Here is a 13655-nt window from a genome sequence, read left to right on the forward strand (position 1 = left end):
ATGCGCGACCGGTTGCGGGATCGTGAGGCTCTCGCGCTTCATGGCAGCCACTCCATTGCATGACCCGCGCTGGCCTCGATCTCGACCAGCAGGTCGTCGCGGCACACGTCCGCGTGGACGAACAACGGCCGCACGTGAGGGCCGGCCGCCTCGCGCAGCACGCGCCCGATCCCGGCAATCGCCGCGGCATCGCCGGCGTCGCGCACGTAGACGCGATAGCTCAGGTCGGCGAGCGAGAACGGGCCATGCCCCTGCCGCGCGGCCTGCTCGAGCACGGCCGCGAGGTTCGCGACCGTCTCGCGCGTCTGCGCGACGACGTCGCCGCGATGCACGGTGCGGTGCCCGACGATGCTCGCCGTGCCCGACACGAACAGCACCGGCGCGGCATCGTCATCGGCCCATGCGGCGGCGCGCGCGAACGTCGGCGCACGCGGGCCGTACTGCGCCGGATAGTGATACGCACTGACCTGCCGCGGATTCTCGACCGGATCGGCCGGCGTGCGGCTCGCGAGGAAATGGATCGCCAGCGGCGCGGCCGGCGGCGCATCGCCCGCGACCGGCACGACCGAGCCGAGCGCGCACGCGGCCGGCACGCCGCCCGTCAGCGCACGGCGGCACGCGTCGAACGCATGCTGACGGCCAATATTGAACTGACGATAGCGCTCGATCCCGAACTGCACCGCGTTGATCGCCGGCACGGTGTTCCAGATGCGCAGCGGATGCGGCATGCCGAGCGTATCGAGCAGGTCGAACAGCACGCGGTAGGCATCGAACGTCGCACGCTCGAGCGGCGTGCTGCCATCGTGCTGCGCATCCGTTTCGTGCACGACGATGCTGCCGAACACGAGCCCCGCCGCTTCGCTGTAGCGATAGTGCAGCGCACCGTGCCGTTCGCTGCGCAGGTCGTGCGCATCGCATTGCCAGATTTCGCAGACGGCATCGTCGGGGGCGGCATCCGCGCCGAGCAGCGCCATCTGCACCGGCGCGACCGGCAGGTCGGGCGCGGTATCGGCGAGCATCCGCTCTGCCGCATCGGCATGCGAGCCGGCCGCGCCGATGCACACCGCTCCCAGCGCGCCCGGCAACACGTGGTCGATACGCGCATCGTGCAGCAACGCGACGAGCCGTGCATGGCTCATCTGGACGAGCCGCAATGCGTGGTCGCCGCCGTGCGCGAACGGCGCGGTGGCGGACGACAACGAATGCGGGCGCCGTTCGGCGTCGACTGGATGCACGGACACTTCGATTTCCTCACTATGCGGCGCAGGGCCGCGTTGCGTTACCCGGCGGACGCTGCGCGCTTCGTCACGCGAGCCCGCCGTTGACGGACAACACCTGCCCCGTCACATAGGCCGCGGCGTCGGACACCAGGTACGCGACCATCGCCGCGACTTCGTCGGGCCGGCCCGCGCGCTGCGCGGGCACGAGCTGCTTGATGCGTTCGGCGGGAAACGCCTGTTCGGCCATCGGCGATTCGATGATGCCGGGCGCCACCGCGTTCACGGTGATGCCGCGCGACGCAAGCTCCAGCGACAGCGACTTCGTCGCGCCGATCAGCCCCGCCTTCGCGGCCGCGTAATTGACCTGCCCGCGATTGCCGGTCACGCCGGCCACCGACGCGATGTTGACGATCCGTCCGCGCCGCGTGCGGATCATCGGCAACAGCAGCGGCTGCGTGACGTTGAAGAAACCGTTGAGCGTCACGTCGATCACGCTGTGCCACTGCCGGCGCGACATGCCGGCCATCGGCGCGTCGTCGTGAATGCCCGCGTTGTTGACGAGGATCTGCACCGGCGACGCGTCGATGAAGGGCTTCAGCGCCGCGAGCGTCGCCTCCGCGTCGGTCACGTCGAACGCGATCGCGTGCGCGGTGCCGCCGGCGGCGACGATCTGCTGCGCGACCGCCTCCGCCTGCGCGAGATGGCGGTTCGCATGCACCCATACTTCATGGCCGGCCTGCGCGAGCGCCGTGCAGATCGCCTGCCCGAGTGCGCCGCTGCCGCCCGTTACGAGCGCCCGCATCGAATTGCTCCGTTCATCGCGTTTCACCTCGACCGACGCGCGGCAAATCGTGTCCGATCGCCGTCGCGCACCGTCATTCATTGCGCGCCACCGTCACTTCGTCCGATGCGCGGCGACGTATGCAGCCAGCGCGCCGAGCGTCGCAAAGATCTTCTGGTTGTCCGGATTGTCCGAGCGCAGTTCGAAACCGTACTTCTTCGAAATCAGCAGCGCGATTTCCAGGATGTCGATGGAGTCGAGCCCGAAACCTTCGCCGTACAGCGGGGTGTCGGCCGTCACTGTATCGAGCGGGACGTCTTCGAGATTCAGTTCGCCGATGATCAGCGTGGCGAGCTCTTGTTCCAGTGCGTTCATCATGCGTGCGGGCAGGCGGCCCATGGCAGCGGGAGGCGCCCGGAAACGGCAACTGTCACGCACGCCCGGCGCGTGCAAATCTCCGTCCCTCCGGCGTCTGCCGGCTTCCCCGCCTGCGTTATTTGGGGATCGTTTGTAAAAGTTACGCGGATTCTAGATGAAGGCCATCAGGGCGTATACCGTGAATGGTTACAGACTGGCGAGCCTGCGCCGCGGCCCGTTTCGGCACGCGAATGCACGAGACGCTTGAGCCGCTTTGGATGGAAATGGACCGACCCCGCGAAACCGTTCGTCCGGTGCCATACAATCGGTTACAAAACCCGGTCGCGCCCACCCCGAACAGTCGGTGCCGCGGCCCTAAAATGAGCGTGCCCGACCACCGGCCCGGACCCGCGTCCCGGCCGCCATTCATATGATGTTTGACGGCCCGACCACCGCGTCCGGCCACGATCCGCCCGATGTCTCCAGTCATGCCGCATCCGCCCTTGCGCTCCGTTCCGGTTCGCCCGCCTGTCCGCTGTTGCCGCACGGCCGCCGTCAGGTGCGCGCGCCGCGCGCCCGGAGGCCGCCGATGAGCAGGCTGCTGCCTGTCGCGCGCGGCGTCGTGGCGGTCGGCGCCGTGGCGGCCTACCAGGCCGGCGCGCATTACGCGACCGCGACGCCGGGCGCACACGGCTTCGGCCTCGCGATGGCGCTCGTGCCGCCGCTGCTGCTCGCGCTGGGCGCGGCGCTACGCTCGCCGCATCGCGCATGGTTCGTACCGGCATGGCTGCTCGCCGCCGCCGCGCTGTGGGTGGCACGCACGCCGCTCGCGCAGCACTTCGAATGGGGCCTGTATCTGGAACACGCGAGCTTCAACCTCGCGATGGCGCTGCTGTTCGGCCGCACGCTCGTGGCCGGCGAAGTGCCGTTGTGCACGCGCTTCGCGGCGATGATCCACGGCACGGTCACGCCGGCCGTCGCGCGCTACACGCGGCAGATCACGCTCGCGTGGACGCTGTTCTTCGTCGCGACCGCCGCCGTGTCGACGCTGCTGTTCGCCACCGCGCCGATCGTCACGTGGTCGACGTTCGCGAACTACCTGTCGCTGCCGCTCGTCGCCGTGATGTTCGCCGCCGAGCATGCGTGCCGGCGCTTCGCACTGCCGCACGAACCGCGGCCGCGGATGGTCGACGCGGTGCGCGCGTATCGCGCGTCGCAGGCGTCACGATGAATTCATGACCGGCGCGGCGCCGCAGCCGCGCCGGCCTTCGCTCCCGTTTTGACCGATTTATGCCGACTCACCCGCTGGTATTCCATTCCTCGCCGGACCAGACGATCGCCTGGCGCGACGGTGCGCCCGTCACCGTGCGCGCATTCGTCGCCGACGTCGCGCGCGTGGCCGCCGCGCTGCCGGCCGGCGGCCACGTGTTCAACGTGTGCCGCGACCGCTACCGCTTCGCGGTCAGCCTGTGCGCGGCGCTCGTCGCCGGCAAGATCAGCCTGCTGCCGTCGACGCACACGCCGGAAATGGTCCGCCAGCTCGCGACGTTCGCACCCGACGCGTTCTGCCTGCACGATGCGCCCGACTGCGCGATCGACCTGCCGCGCTTCGCGTATCCCGATGCCGCGCCCGGCGAGCGGGCAGACGATAGGCCGTTCGCCGTCCCGCAGATCGATGCGGCGCGGATCATGGCCTACGTGTTCACGTCCGGCTCGACCGGCGCGCCGGTACCGCACCGCAAGACGTGGGGCTTCCTGGTCGGCTGCGTGCGTGCGGCGGCCGATCGCCTCGGGCTGCTCGACGGCCGCGCGGCCACGCTGATCGGCACGGTGCCCGCGCAGCACATGTACGGCTTCGAGTCGACGGTGCTGCTCGCGCTGATCGGCGGCCTCGCATTCAGCAACCGTCAGCCGTTCTACCCGGTCGACATCCGCGACGAACTCGACGCGATCCCGCAGCCGCGCGTGCTCGTCACGTCGCCGATCCACCTGCGTGCGCTGCTGTCCGCCGGCCATGCGCTGCCGCAAGCGGCGCTCGTGCTGTCGGCCACCGCGCCGCTGTCGGAGAAGCTCGCATGCGAAGCCGAGGTCGCGCTCGACGCGCCGCTCGTCGAAATCTACGGCAGCACCGAGACCGGCCAGATCGCGACCCGGCGCACGTCGCAAGGCGCGACATGGGAACTGTTCCCGGACATCCGCCTCGACGCGCGCGACGAACCGGACCGCGACGACAGCGGGCCGACCGTGTGGGTGTCGGGCGGGCATGTGGAGGTGCCCGTGCCGATGGGCGATGCGCTCGAGCTGCTCGGCGACGGCCGGTTCCTGCTGCACGGCCGCAAGGCCGATCTCGTCAACATCGCCGGCAAGCGCACGTCGCTCGCGTACCTGAACCATCAGCTCAACGCGATTCCGCAGGTGGTCGACGGCGTGTTCTTCATGCCCGACGAAGCCGCACCGGCCCATGACGACACCAGCCTCGAACCGGTCACGCGCCTTGTCGCGCTCGTCGTCGCGCCGGCGCTCGCAGCCACCGATCTGCAGCGCGCGCTGCGCGAGCGGATCGATCCCGCGTTCATGCCGCGCCCGCTCGTGTTCGTCGACGCGCTGCCGCGCAACGAAACGGGCAAGCTGCCGCGCGACGTGCTGGCCGCGCTCGTCGCCCAGCACGCGCGCGCCACGGCCACGGCCGCGCCTGAACGCGACACGGCCGCCGCACCTGCACTCGCCTTCACGATTCCCGTCGACCATCCGGCGCTGCCCGGCCATTTCCCCGGCCATCCGGTCGTACCGGGCGTCGTGCTGCTCGATCACGCGATCCACACGATCGGCGCGGCGCTCAACCGTCCGCTGGATACGTGGCGGCTCGGCTCCGCGAAGTTCCTGAGTCCGGTCGCACCGGGTGAACCGCTCGATCTCGCGTACGACGCCGCGGCCAGCGGCGCGATCCGCTTCACGCTGCGCGCTGGGTCGCGCGAGGTCGCGACCGGCGCGCTGTCCGCGCCGCCGGCCGTGCAGGATGGCGCGCAGCCATGAAGCGCACCGCGTGGGCCGAACGCCAGGAGCGCAGCAACGCCGGCTTGCTGCGCACGATGACGTGGATCTCGCTGCGGTTCGGCCGGCAGCGCGCGCGCCTCGTGCTGCACCTGATCGCGACGTACTTCGTGCTGTTCTCGCCGGTCGCGTGCGCCGCGTCGCGCGACTACCTGCGCCGCGCGCTCGGCCGGCCTGCGCGCTGGCGCGACGTGTACCGGCACGTGTTCACGTTCGCGGCGACGATCCACGACCGCGTCTACCTGATGAACGGGCGCTTCGACCTGTTCGACATCCGGCTGCACGGCGAGACGCTCGTCGACGATGCGCTCGCGGGCGGGCGCGGTGCGTTCCTGATGGGCGCGCACCTCGGCAGCTTCGAGGTCGTGCGCGCGATCGGCCGCACGCATCCGGACCTGCGCGTCGTCGTCACGATGTACGAGAAGAATGCGCGCAAGATCAACGCGACACTCGCCGCGGTGAACCCGGCCGCGAAACCGGAAGTGATTCCGCTCGGGCAGGTCGACTCGATGCTGAAGGTACGCGAGCGCCTCGACGCGAACTGCATGGTCGGCATGCTCGCCGACCGCACGCTGCTCGACGACGCGGCCGCATCGTTGCGGCGGCTGCCGTTGCTCGGCACGCCGGCCGCGTTCCCGCTCGGGCCGCTGTACATGGCCGCGATGCTGAAGCGCCCGGTGATCTTCATGACGGGCCTCTATCGCGACGGCAACCGCTACGATGTGCACTTCGAGACGCTCGCCGATTTCTCCGACGTGCGGCGCGATGCACGTGCGGCGGCGGTCGACGCGGCACTCGCGCGCTATGTCGCGCTGCTCGACAAGTACTGCCGCGCGGCGCCGTACAACTGGTTCAATTACTTCGATTTCTGGCAAGGCGGCGATGCCGCGGCTACGCGCCGCGACGCGACGCACGCCGGTGCCGACCTGCCCGCCACAAGGGATTCCGACGCATGACCGCCGTTCACCGCCTGTTCCCGCTCTCGCTGCACCGCGCCGCCCGCCTGCTCGCCGCCACCGCCGCCGCGCTCGCGCTGGCCGTGCCCGCGCATGCAGCCGACACGGCGCCGGCATGGAGCCTCGACCGGCTGATGTCGACGCTTGCGCAGCACAAGTCGGGACACGCCACCTTCACCGAGACGAAGTACCTGTCGATCGCCACCCAGCCGGTCGAATCGTCGGGCGAACTCGTGTTCGTCGCGCCCGATCATCTGGAAAAGCACACGCTGAGCCCGAAGCCGGAACACCTCGTCGTCGACGGCGACATGCTCACGGTCGAACGCAACAACCGCAAGTTCACACTCGCGCTGGCGCGCTATCCGGAACTCGGTGCGTTCATCGACAGCATCCGCGCGACGCTCGCCGGCAACCGCTTCGCGCTCGAACAGGTGTACAAGGTCGTCCTTTCCGGGCGCGGCGACGACTGGACGCTGACGCTCACGCCGCTCGACTCGCGGATGCTGAAGGTCGTCAGCACGATCACGCTCGACGGCACGCGCGACGTATTGCGCAGCGTCGCGATCCGGCAGGCCGACGGCGATCATTCGGTGATGCGCCTGCAACCCGTTGCGGCGACCGCGAACTGATGGACGAGCGCGCGCGCCCCTCCCCCGTCGCCCGCCGCCTGCACGCGTGGCGGCAGCGCGCGGTGCTCGTGTGGCTGCTCGCGCTCGCCGCCTGTGGCGTCGCGATCGGGCGCGCGCACTTCACGGCCGACCTGTCCGCGTTCCTGCCGAGCTCGCCGAGCGCCGGGCAGCGCGTGCTCGTCGACCAGTTGCGCGACGGCATCGTGTCGCGGCTGATCCTCGTCGCGATCGACGGCGGCGATGCCGTCACGCGCGCCGCACTGTCACGGCGCGTCGCCAGCGCACTGCGCACCGACCCGCAATTCGCGGCCGTGCACAACGGCGAAGCCGCGAACGACGCGCGCGACCGGCAGTTCGTCTTCGATCACCGCTACCTGCTGAGCCCGGCCGTCACGCCGCAGCGCTTCAGCGCCGACGGCCTGCACCAGGCGCTCGGCGACAGCCTCGACCTGCTGAGCTCGTCAGCCGGCCTCGTCGCCAAGGCGATGCTGCCGCGCGACCCGACCGGCGAAGTCACCGCGCTCGTCGACCAGCTCGACAGCGCGGCCGAACCCGCGAGCCGCGACGGCGTGTGGGCGTCGCGCGACGGCACGCGCGCGGTGCTCGTCGTGCAGACGGCCGCCGCCGGCTCCGATACCGACGCGCAGGCGCGCGCGATCGACACGGTGCGCCGCGCATTCGCCACGGCGAAGCAGGCCGTGCCGAATGCGGCCGCGACCACGCTCGCGATGACGGGCCCCGGCGTGTTCTCGGTCGACACGCGAGACACGATCCGGCATGACGTCGAGCGCCTGTCGACGGCGAGCGTCGTGCTGATCGTCGCGCTGCTGCTCACGCTGTACCGTTCGCCGCGCACGCTCGCGCTCGGGCTGTTGCCGGTGCTGACGGGCGTCGCGGCCGGGATCGCGGCGGTCAGCGTCGCGTTCGGCACGGTCCACGGGCTGACGCTCGGTTTCGGCACGACGCTGATCGGTGAAGCCGTCGACTATTCGATCTACCTGTTCGTGCAATCGGCGCAGGCCGGCACGCGCGTCGCCGCGCGCCCGGGCGACGCGACACGCGCGTGGGTCGCCGCTTACTGGCCGACGATCCGGCTCGGCGTGCTGACGTCCGTGTGCGGTTTCGCGTCGATGCTGTTCTCCGGGTTCCCGGGCCTCGTGCAGCTCGGGCTGTATTCAATCGTCGGACTGACGGCCGCCGCACTCGTCACGCGCTTCGTGCTGCCGCACCTGCGCGGCGAGCATGTCGCGATCCGCGACGTGTCGCGCGTCGGCGCGGTACTCGCACGGGCGGCCGACGCCGCGCCGCGGCTGCGCTGGCCGCTCGCGGCGCTCGTGGTCGCCGCGAGCGCGACGCTCGTGCTGCATCGCGACGGGCTGTGGAGCCGCGAGCTCGCCGCGCTCAGCCCCGTACCGGCGCAGGCGCAGGCGCTTGACGCGCGGCTGCGCGCCGATGTCGGCGCACCCGACGTGCGCTACCTCGTGGTGATTTCCGCATCGACCGAACAGGCCGCGCTCGAAGGCGCCGAAAAAGTGGCCGCGCAATTGCAGCCGCTCATCGACCGGGGCGTGCTCGCCGGCTTCGAAAGCCCCGCCCGCTACCTGCCGAGCGATGCTGCGCAGCGCGCGCGCCAGGCGAGCCTGCCAGATGCGCACGCGCTCGCCGCCCGGATGCGCGACGCCGCCGCGAACCAGCCGATCGCGGTGAAGCCCGACCTGTTCGCACCGTTCCTCGCCGACGTCGACGCCGCGCGCCATGCGCCGCTGCTGACGCGCGCGGACCTGCGCGGCACGTCGCTGGCGCTCGCCGTCGACGCGCTGCTGACCGAACGCGACGGGCGTTGGAGCGCGATGCTGCCGCTGCGCGCACCGGACGCCGCGCGCGCCACGCTTCCGGCGTCGGGACTCGATGCAACGCCGATTCGCGCGGCCGTCGCCCGTGCGGGCGTGCCCGATGCGTTGTTCGTCGACATGAAGGCCGAAGCCGATCGCCTGTACGTGAGCTACGTGCACGAGGACATCCGGCTGTCGCTCGCGGGTTTTGCCGCGATCGCCATGCTGCTGCTGATCGCGCTGCGCTCGCCTCGTCGCGTCGTGCGCGCACTGGCACCGCTCGTCGCGGCCGTGCTGGTCGTAACGGCCGGCTTCGCGCTGGCCAGCGTGCAACTGACGATCCTGCACCTCGTCGGGATGCTGCTGATCGTCGCGGTCGGCTCGAATTACGCGCTGTTCTTCTGCAAGCGCGACGACGCGCAGCCCGTGACGCCCAACACGCTCGTGTCGCTGCTGATCGCAAACCTCGCGACCGTCGCGGGCTTCGGGCTGCTCGCGCTGTCGCGCGTCCCGCTGCTCGAAACCTTCGGGCTGACCGTCGGCCCCGGCGCAATGCTCGCGCTCGCGTTCGCGGCGATTCTCGCGCCGCGCGCCACGGCAGCCGGCGATCGTCAGCGACGGAGTCCTGCATGACCGCGCCGTCGTCCATTCCATCGCATCAGGCCGGCGAAACGCGCCGCTGGAAGCCGACGCCGCTGATCGCGGGGACGGCCGCACTGCACGTGGGTGCCGCCGCCGCCGTCATCGCGCAACCGGCCACGTGGCCGTGGGCCGCCGGTGGTGTGGTCGCGTCGCATCTCGCGCTGACGGCAGCCGGCCTGTGGCCGCGCAGTGCGCTGCTCGGCCCGAACTGGACGCGCCTGCCGGCCACCGCGGGCCGCCGCATCGCACTGACGATCGACGACGGCCCGGACCCGGACGTCACGCCGCGCGTACTCGACCTGCTCGACGGTTACGACGCGCGCGCGACGTTCTTCTGCATCGGCGATCTCGCGCGCCGCCATCCTCGGTGGATCGAGGCTATCGTCGCGCGCGGCCACGCAGTCGAGAACCACAGCCAGCGGCACCGGCATACGTTCTCGCTGTCGGGGCCCGCCGCGCTGCGGCGCGAGATCGCGGCCGCGCAGCGGACGCTGACCGAGATCGCCGGCACGCGCCCGCTGTTCTTCCGCGCGCCGGCCGGCCTGCGCAATCCGTTTCTCGAACCGGTGCTGTGCGAATTCGGCCTGCAGCTCGCCAGCTGGACGCGGCGCGGCTTCGACACGCGTGCGCGCGATGCGGCGACCGTCACGCGCCGCCTGTTGCACGGCCTCGATGCGCGCGACATCCTGCTGGTACACGACGGCCACGCGGCGCGCGATGCGCGCGGCGAACCGGTCGTGCTCGACGTGCTGCAGGCGGTGCTGCGTGCGGCCGCCGATGCGCAGTTGCACTGGACGACGCTGCGCGCGGCGCTCGCGCCCGAACCGCCCGGCCCGCCGGGCATTCCGGCCCCCCCGTTTGATAAAATCTGACCTCGAACGGCGCGCCTGCCAGCCCTGCTGCGGCGCCCGTTCCGGCCACCGGATGCGACCCTCGTGAAACCTCTCCTGCTCTCGCACTTCACCGCCACCAGCTGCATCGGCCGCGGCCTCGACGCGACCCTCGATGCGCTGCGCGACGCACGCGGCGGGCTCGTGCCGTGCAACTTCGAACGCGCGGCGCTCGATACGTGGATCGGCGCGGTGGACGGCGTCGATGCGCACCCCGTGCGCGCCGACCTCGCCGACTTCGAATGCCGCAACAACCGCCTCGCGCAACTCGGCCTCACGCAGGACGGCTTCGACGCAAGCGTCGCGGCGGCCGTCGCACGCTACGGCGCCGCACGCGTCGGCGTGTTCGTCGGCACCAGCACGGCCGGCATCCTCGCAACCGAACGCGCGTACCAGCAGCGCGATCCGGCGAACGGCGCGCTGCCGGCCGACTTCCACTATGCGCACACGCACAACCCGTATTCGCCGGCTGCGTTCGTCCGTGCGTATTTCGCGCTGCGCGGGCCGGCGACGGCGATCTCGTCTGCGTGTTCGTCGGGCGCGAAAGTGTTCGGTTCCGCGCGCCGCATGATCGAGGCCGGTCTGATCGACGCGGCCGTCGTCGGCGGCGTCGATTCGCTGTGCCTGACGACGCTGTACGGCTTCAATTCGCTCGAACTGTTGTCGCGCCAGCCGTGCCGGCCGTTCGACGTCGCGCGCGACGGCATCTCGATCGGCGAGGCCGCCGCGTTCGCGCTCGTCGAGCGCGTGCCCGATCCGCCCGCGGCACTCGACGGCAACGCGATCCTGCTGCTTGGCCTCGGCGAATCGAGCGACGCGCATCACATGTCGTCGCCGCATCCGGAAGGTCTCGGTGCGCGCGCCGCGATCGAGCAGGCGCTCGCGTCCGCCGGCCTCGGTGCGCACGACATCGACTACGTGAACCTGCACGGCACCGCGACGCCGAGCAACGACGCGGCCGAAAGCCGCGCGGTCGGCGCGCTGTTCGCCGGCACGCCGTGCAGCTCGACGAAGGGCGCAACCGGCCACACGCTCGGCGCGGCCGGCGCGCTCGAAGCAGTCGTCGCCGCGCTCGCGCTGCGCGAGCAGTTCGTGCCGGCCGGCGTCAACACGACGCAGCCCGACCCGGCGCTCGTCGCCGACTACGTGCTCGCGAGCCGCGACACGCGCGTGCGCGCCGTCCTGTCCAATTCGTTCGGCTTCGGCGGCACGAATTGCAGCCTGATCCTCGGCCGCGCCGACCACGCACGCCGTTGAGGCCCGTCATGACACTCACCGCCTTCATCGAAAGCATCGGCCTCGTCGGGCCCGGATTGAACGACTGGCCGCACGCGGCCGACGTGCTCGCGGGCCGTATGCCCTATACCCCTGCCCGCACCGAACTGCCGCCGCCGGCCGGACTGCCGTCGGCCGAGCGGCGCCGCACGGGCCCCGTCGTGCGCGTCGCGCTCGCGGTCGGCCACGAGGCCGTGGCCGCGAGTGGCCGCGACGCCACGACGCTCGCGACCGTGTTCAGCGCATCCGGCGGCGACGGCCAGAACTGCCACGCGATCTGCGAAACCCTGGCGGGCGACGACCGCCAGCTGTCGCCGACGCGTTTCCACAATTCCGTGCACAACGCGCCGGCCGGGTACTGGAGCATCGCGACCCGCGCGATGGCGACGTCGAACGTGCTGTGCGCGCACGACGGCAGCTTTGCCGCGGGCCTGCTCGAAAGCCTGTGCCAGGTCGTCGTCGATCGCGTGCCGAGCCTGCTGATCGCGTACGACACCGACTATCCGGAACCGCTGCGCACGGTGCGGCCGATCGGTGACGCGTTCGGCGTTGCACTTTTGCTCGCGCCGGAGGCAAGCGAATACGCGCTCGCCCGCCTCGACGTGCAGCTCACCGAAGCGCCCGCCACGACGCTCGCGAATGCCGAACTCGACGCGTTGCGTACCGGCAATCCGGCCGCACGCGTGCTGCCGCTGCTCGACGCCCTCGCCGCGCGGCGTTCGACGCGTGTCGTGCTCGATTACCTGGACGATACGCGCGTGCAGATCGACGTCGCGATGCCCAAATCCTTCGCGGAGCGTGCGTGATGACCGCGACGCCCCCGCTTGCACCACCGCTCGGCCACGCGTGGATCGCCGCGCACATTCCGCACGACGGCGCGATGTGCGTGCTCGATACGGTCGATGCATGGGACGCCGAACGGATTCGCTGCACCGCGACGAGTCACCGCGATCCGCGCAACCCGCTGCGTTCGCACGGCCGGCTCGCGTCGGTCTGCGGCGTCGAATACGCAGCGCAGGCGATGGCCGTGCACGGCGCGCTGCTCGGTGCACACGAAGCGCGCCCGCGCGTCGGTTATCTCGCGAGCGTGCGCAACGTCGACGCGTTCGTCGACCGGCTCGACACGTTCGAGCAGCCGCTCACCATCGAAGCGGAACGCATGAGCGGCGACGCCGGCTCGGTGCTGTACGGCTTCGCGCTGCGCTGCGGCGATCGCGTGCTGCTGTCCGGCCGCGCCGCGGTGATGCTCGACGCCCCGGTAGCCGGCACGTTTCAACCGGCACCTGCCGGCAACACGAATCCTCGCTGAAGAGGTCAACCCCAAGGAAACCAGGTCGTGAAAGTTCGTCAGTTCATTGGCACCGCGCTCGTTCTCGCGCTGATCAGCCCGATCGCGCACGCGGACATGTCGGAAGTGAAGCAGGACATCAAGCGCGATTCGAAGGAAGCCGCGCACAAGACCGGCGAGGCGGCCCGCAGCTTCGGCCACGCGACCGCGAGCGCCGCGAAGGCGGTCGGGCACGGTGTCGCGCATGCGTCGCGCGAAGGCTGGGATGCCACCAAGCGCACGACGAAGCGGATCTTCCACAAGAACGACTCGGGCGAGTCGGCCGGCAAGAGCGACAAGAGCGATTGATCACGCATCCCGTGCGCATTGCCGGCGGCATGCGCACGGGGCGTGACCGTTCATCGATCGTGCGCGTCGGGGCTGCCGTCAACGTGCCCCGCGCATGCGGCGTGCCGGCTTTGTCGGCCTGCGCGCGAAGCACTTGCCGTACGCAACGAGCCAGCAATCGCGATGATCGAAGTTCCGCAGCAGCCGCGCACGGCGCCGCTCGAGCCAGTAGAGCGAGATCGCCATCGTCAGCGCGACGGCCAGTGCCGAACCGCCGATCACGAGTCCCATCCAGGTGTCGCCCATGCGTTCTCCGGAATGCGAGGCCGAAGCGGCGCGCGTGCCGCCGCTCCGGGTCTGGATAGTGCCGAATGCGGCCCGGCACGTGCGCGAACGCCGTGCGGGCC

At 71.0% G+C, this 13655-nt stretch carries 14 protein-coding genes; 10 read left to right on the forward strand and 4 right to left on the reverse strand.

Annotated elements, in window-relative coordinates:
* Positions 1-38: 38 nt before the first annotated feature.
* From ACWMMN_RS14660 to ACWMMN_RS14670, 3 genes are all read right to left on the reverse strand, one after another.
* A complete protein-coding gene (locus ACWMMN_RS14660; RefSeq protein WP_174993196.1) occupies positions 39-1241 on the reverse strand; it encodes a chorismate transformation FkbO/Hyg5 family protein in 1203 nt (400 codons plus the stop codon).
* Positions 1242-1305: 64 nt separating this feature from the next.
* Positions 1306-2022: a 3-oxoacyl-ACP reductase FabG gene (gene fabG, locus ACWMMN_RS14665; RefSeq protein WP_059236612.1), complete on the reverse strand. Its 717-nt coding sequence runs from the start codon at positions 2020-2022 to the stop codon at positions 1306-1308.
* A gap of 93 nt (positions 2023-2115) precedes the next feature.
* A complete protein-coding gene (locus ACWMMN_RS14670) occupies positions 2116-2400 on the reverse strand; it encodes a phosphopantetheine-binding protein (RefSeq protein WP_124453521.1) in 285 nt (94 codons plus the stop codon).
* A gap of 547 nt (positions 2401-2947) precedes the next feature.
* On the opposite strand from ACWMMN_RS14670, the gene ACWMMN_RS14675 reads away from it, so the two are divergent.
* The 10 genes from ACWMMN_RS14675 (at position 2948) to ACWMMN_RS14720 (ending at position 13269) form a co-directional block, all read left to right on the forward strand.
* A complete protein-coding gene (locus ACWMMN_RS14675) occupies positions 2948-3589 on the forward strand; it encodes a COG4648 family protein (RefSeq protein ID WP_174993197.1) in 642 nt (213 codons plus the stop codon).
* 59 nt (positions 3590-3648) lie between these two features.
* The gene (locus tag ACWMMN_RS14680) at positions 3649-5391 is read left to right on the forward strand and encodes an AMP-binding protein (protein WP_486422802.1); all 1743 of its coding nucleotides are present in this window, start codon (positions 3649-3651) and stop codon (positions 5389-5391) included.
* Entirely contained in the window at positions 5388-6365 is a 978-nt protein-coding gene (locus tag ACWMMN_RS14685) for a lysophospholipid acyltransferase family protein (RefSeq protein WP_059233198.1), read from the forward strand. The genes ACWMMN_RS14680 and ACWMMN_RS14685 overlap by 4 nt, the downstream gene beginning before the upstream one ends.
* Complete coding sequence (locus tag ACWMMN_RS14690) at positions 6362-6994, forward strand: outer membrane lipoprotein carrier protein LolA (RefSeq protein ID WP_486422803.1); 633 nt, start codon at positions 6362-6364, stop codon at positions 6992-6994. Before ACWMMN_RS14685 ends, ACWMMN_RS14690 begins: the two co-directional genes overlap by 4 nt.
* Positions 6994-9459, forward strand: a complete 2466-nt coding sequence (locus ACWMMN_RS14695) for an MMPL family transporter (protein WP_486422804.1) — start codon at positions 6994-6996, stop codon at positions 9457-9459. Before ACWMMN_RS14690 ends, ACWMMN_RS14695 begins: the two co-directional genes overlap by 1 nt.
* Positions 9456-10340 (forward strand): polysaccharide deacetylase family protein, encoded by an 885-nt coding sequence (locus ACWMMN_RS14700; protein ID WP_340624455.1) that lies wholly within the window; start codon positions 9456-9458, stop codon positions 10338-10340. Before ACWMMN_RS14695 ends, ACWMMN_RS14700 begins: the two co-directional genes overlap by 4 nt.
* 63 nt (positions 10341-10403) lie before the next feature.
* Entirely contained in the window at positions 10404-11615 is a 1212-nt protein-coding gene (locus tag ACWMMN_RS14705) for a beta-ketoacyl-[acyl-carrier-protein] synthase family protein (protein ID WP_342702901.1), read from the forward strand.
* Positions 11616-11623: 8 nt separating this feature from the next.
* On the forward strand, positions 11624-12439 hold the full coding sequence (locus tag ACWMMN_RS14710) for a beta-ketoacyl synthase chain length factor (protein ID WP_486422805.1): 816 nt from the start codon (positions 11624-11626) through the stop codon (positions 12437-12439).
* A complete protein-coding gene (locus ACWMMN_RS14715) occupies positions 12439-12942 on the forward strand; it encodes a hotdog family protein (RefSeq protein WP_486422806.1) in 504 nt (167 codons plus the stop codon). Before ACWMMN_RS14710 ends, ACWMMN_RS14715 begins: the two co-directional genes overlap by 1 nt.
* A gap of 27 nt (positions 12943-12969) precedes the next feature.
* Positions 12970-13269: a hypothetical protein gene (locus tag ACWMMN_RS14720; protein ID WP_059233191.1), complete on the forward strand. Its 300-nt coding sequence runs from the start codon at positions 12970-12972 to the stop codon at positions 13267-13269.
* A gap of 78 nt (positions 13270-13347) precedes the next feature.
* Here the strand turns inward: ACWMMN_RS14720 and ACWMMN_RS14725 are convergent, their stop codons facing one another.
* The gene (locus ACWMMN_RS14725; protein ID WP_059233190.1) at positions 13348-13554 is read right to left on the reverse strand and encodes a hypothetical protein; all 207 of its coding nucleotides are present in this window, start codon (positions 13552-13554) and stop codon (positions 13348-13350) included.
* Positions 13555-13655: the final 101 nt, after the last annotated feature.

The sequence above is a fragment of the Burkholderia cepacia complex sp. TUM26381 genome, from assembly GCF_057439935.1.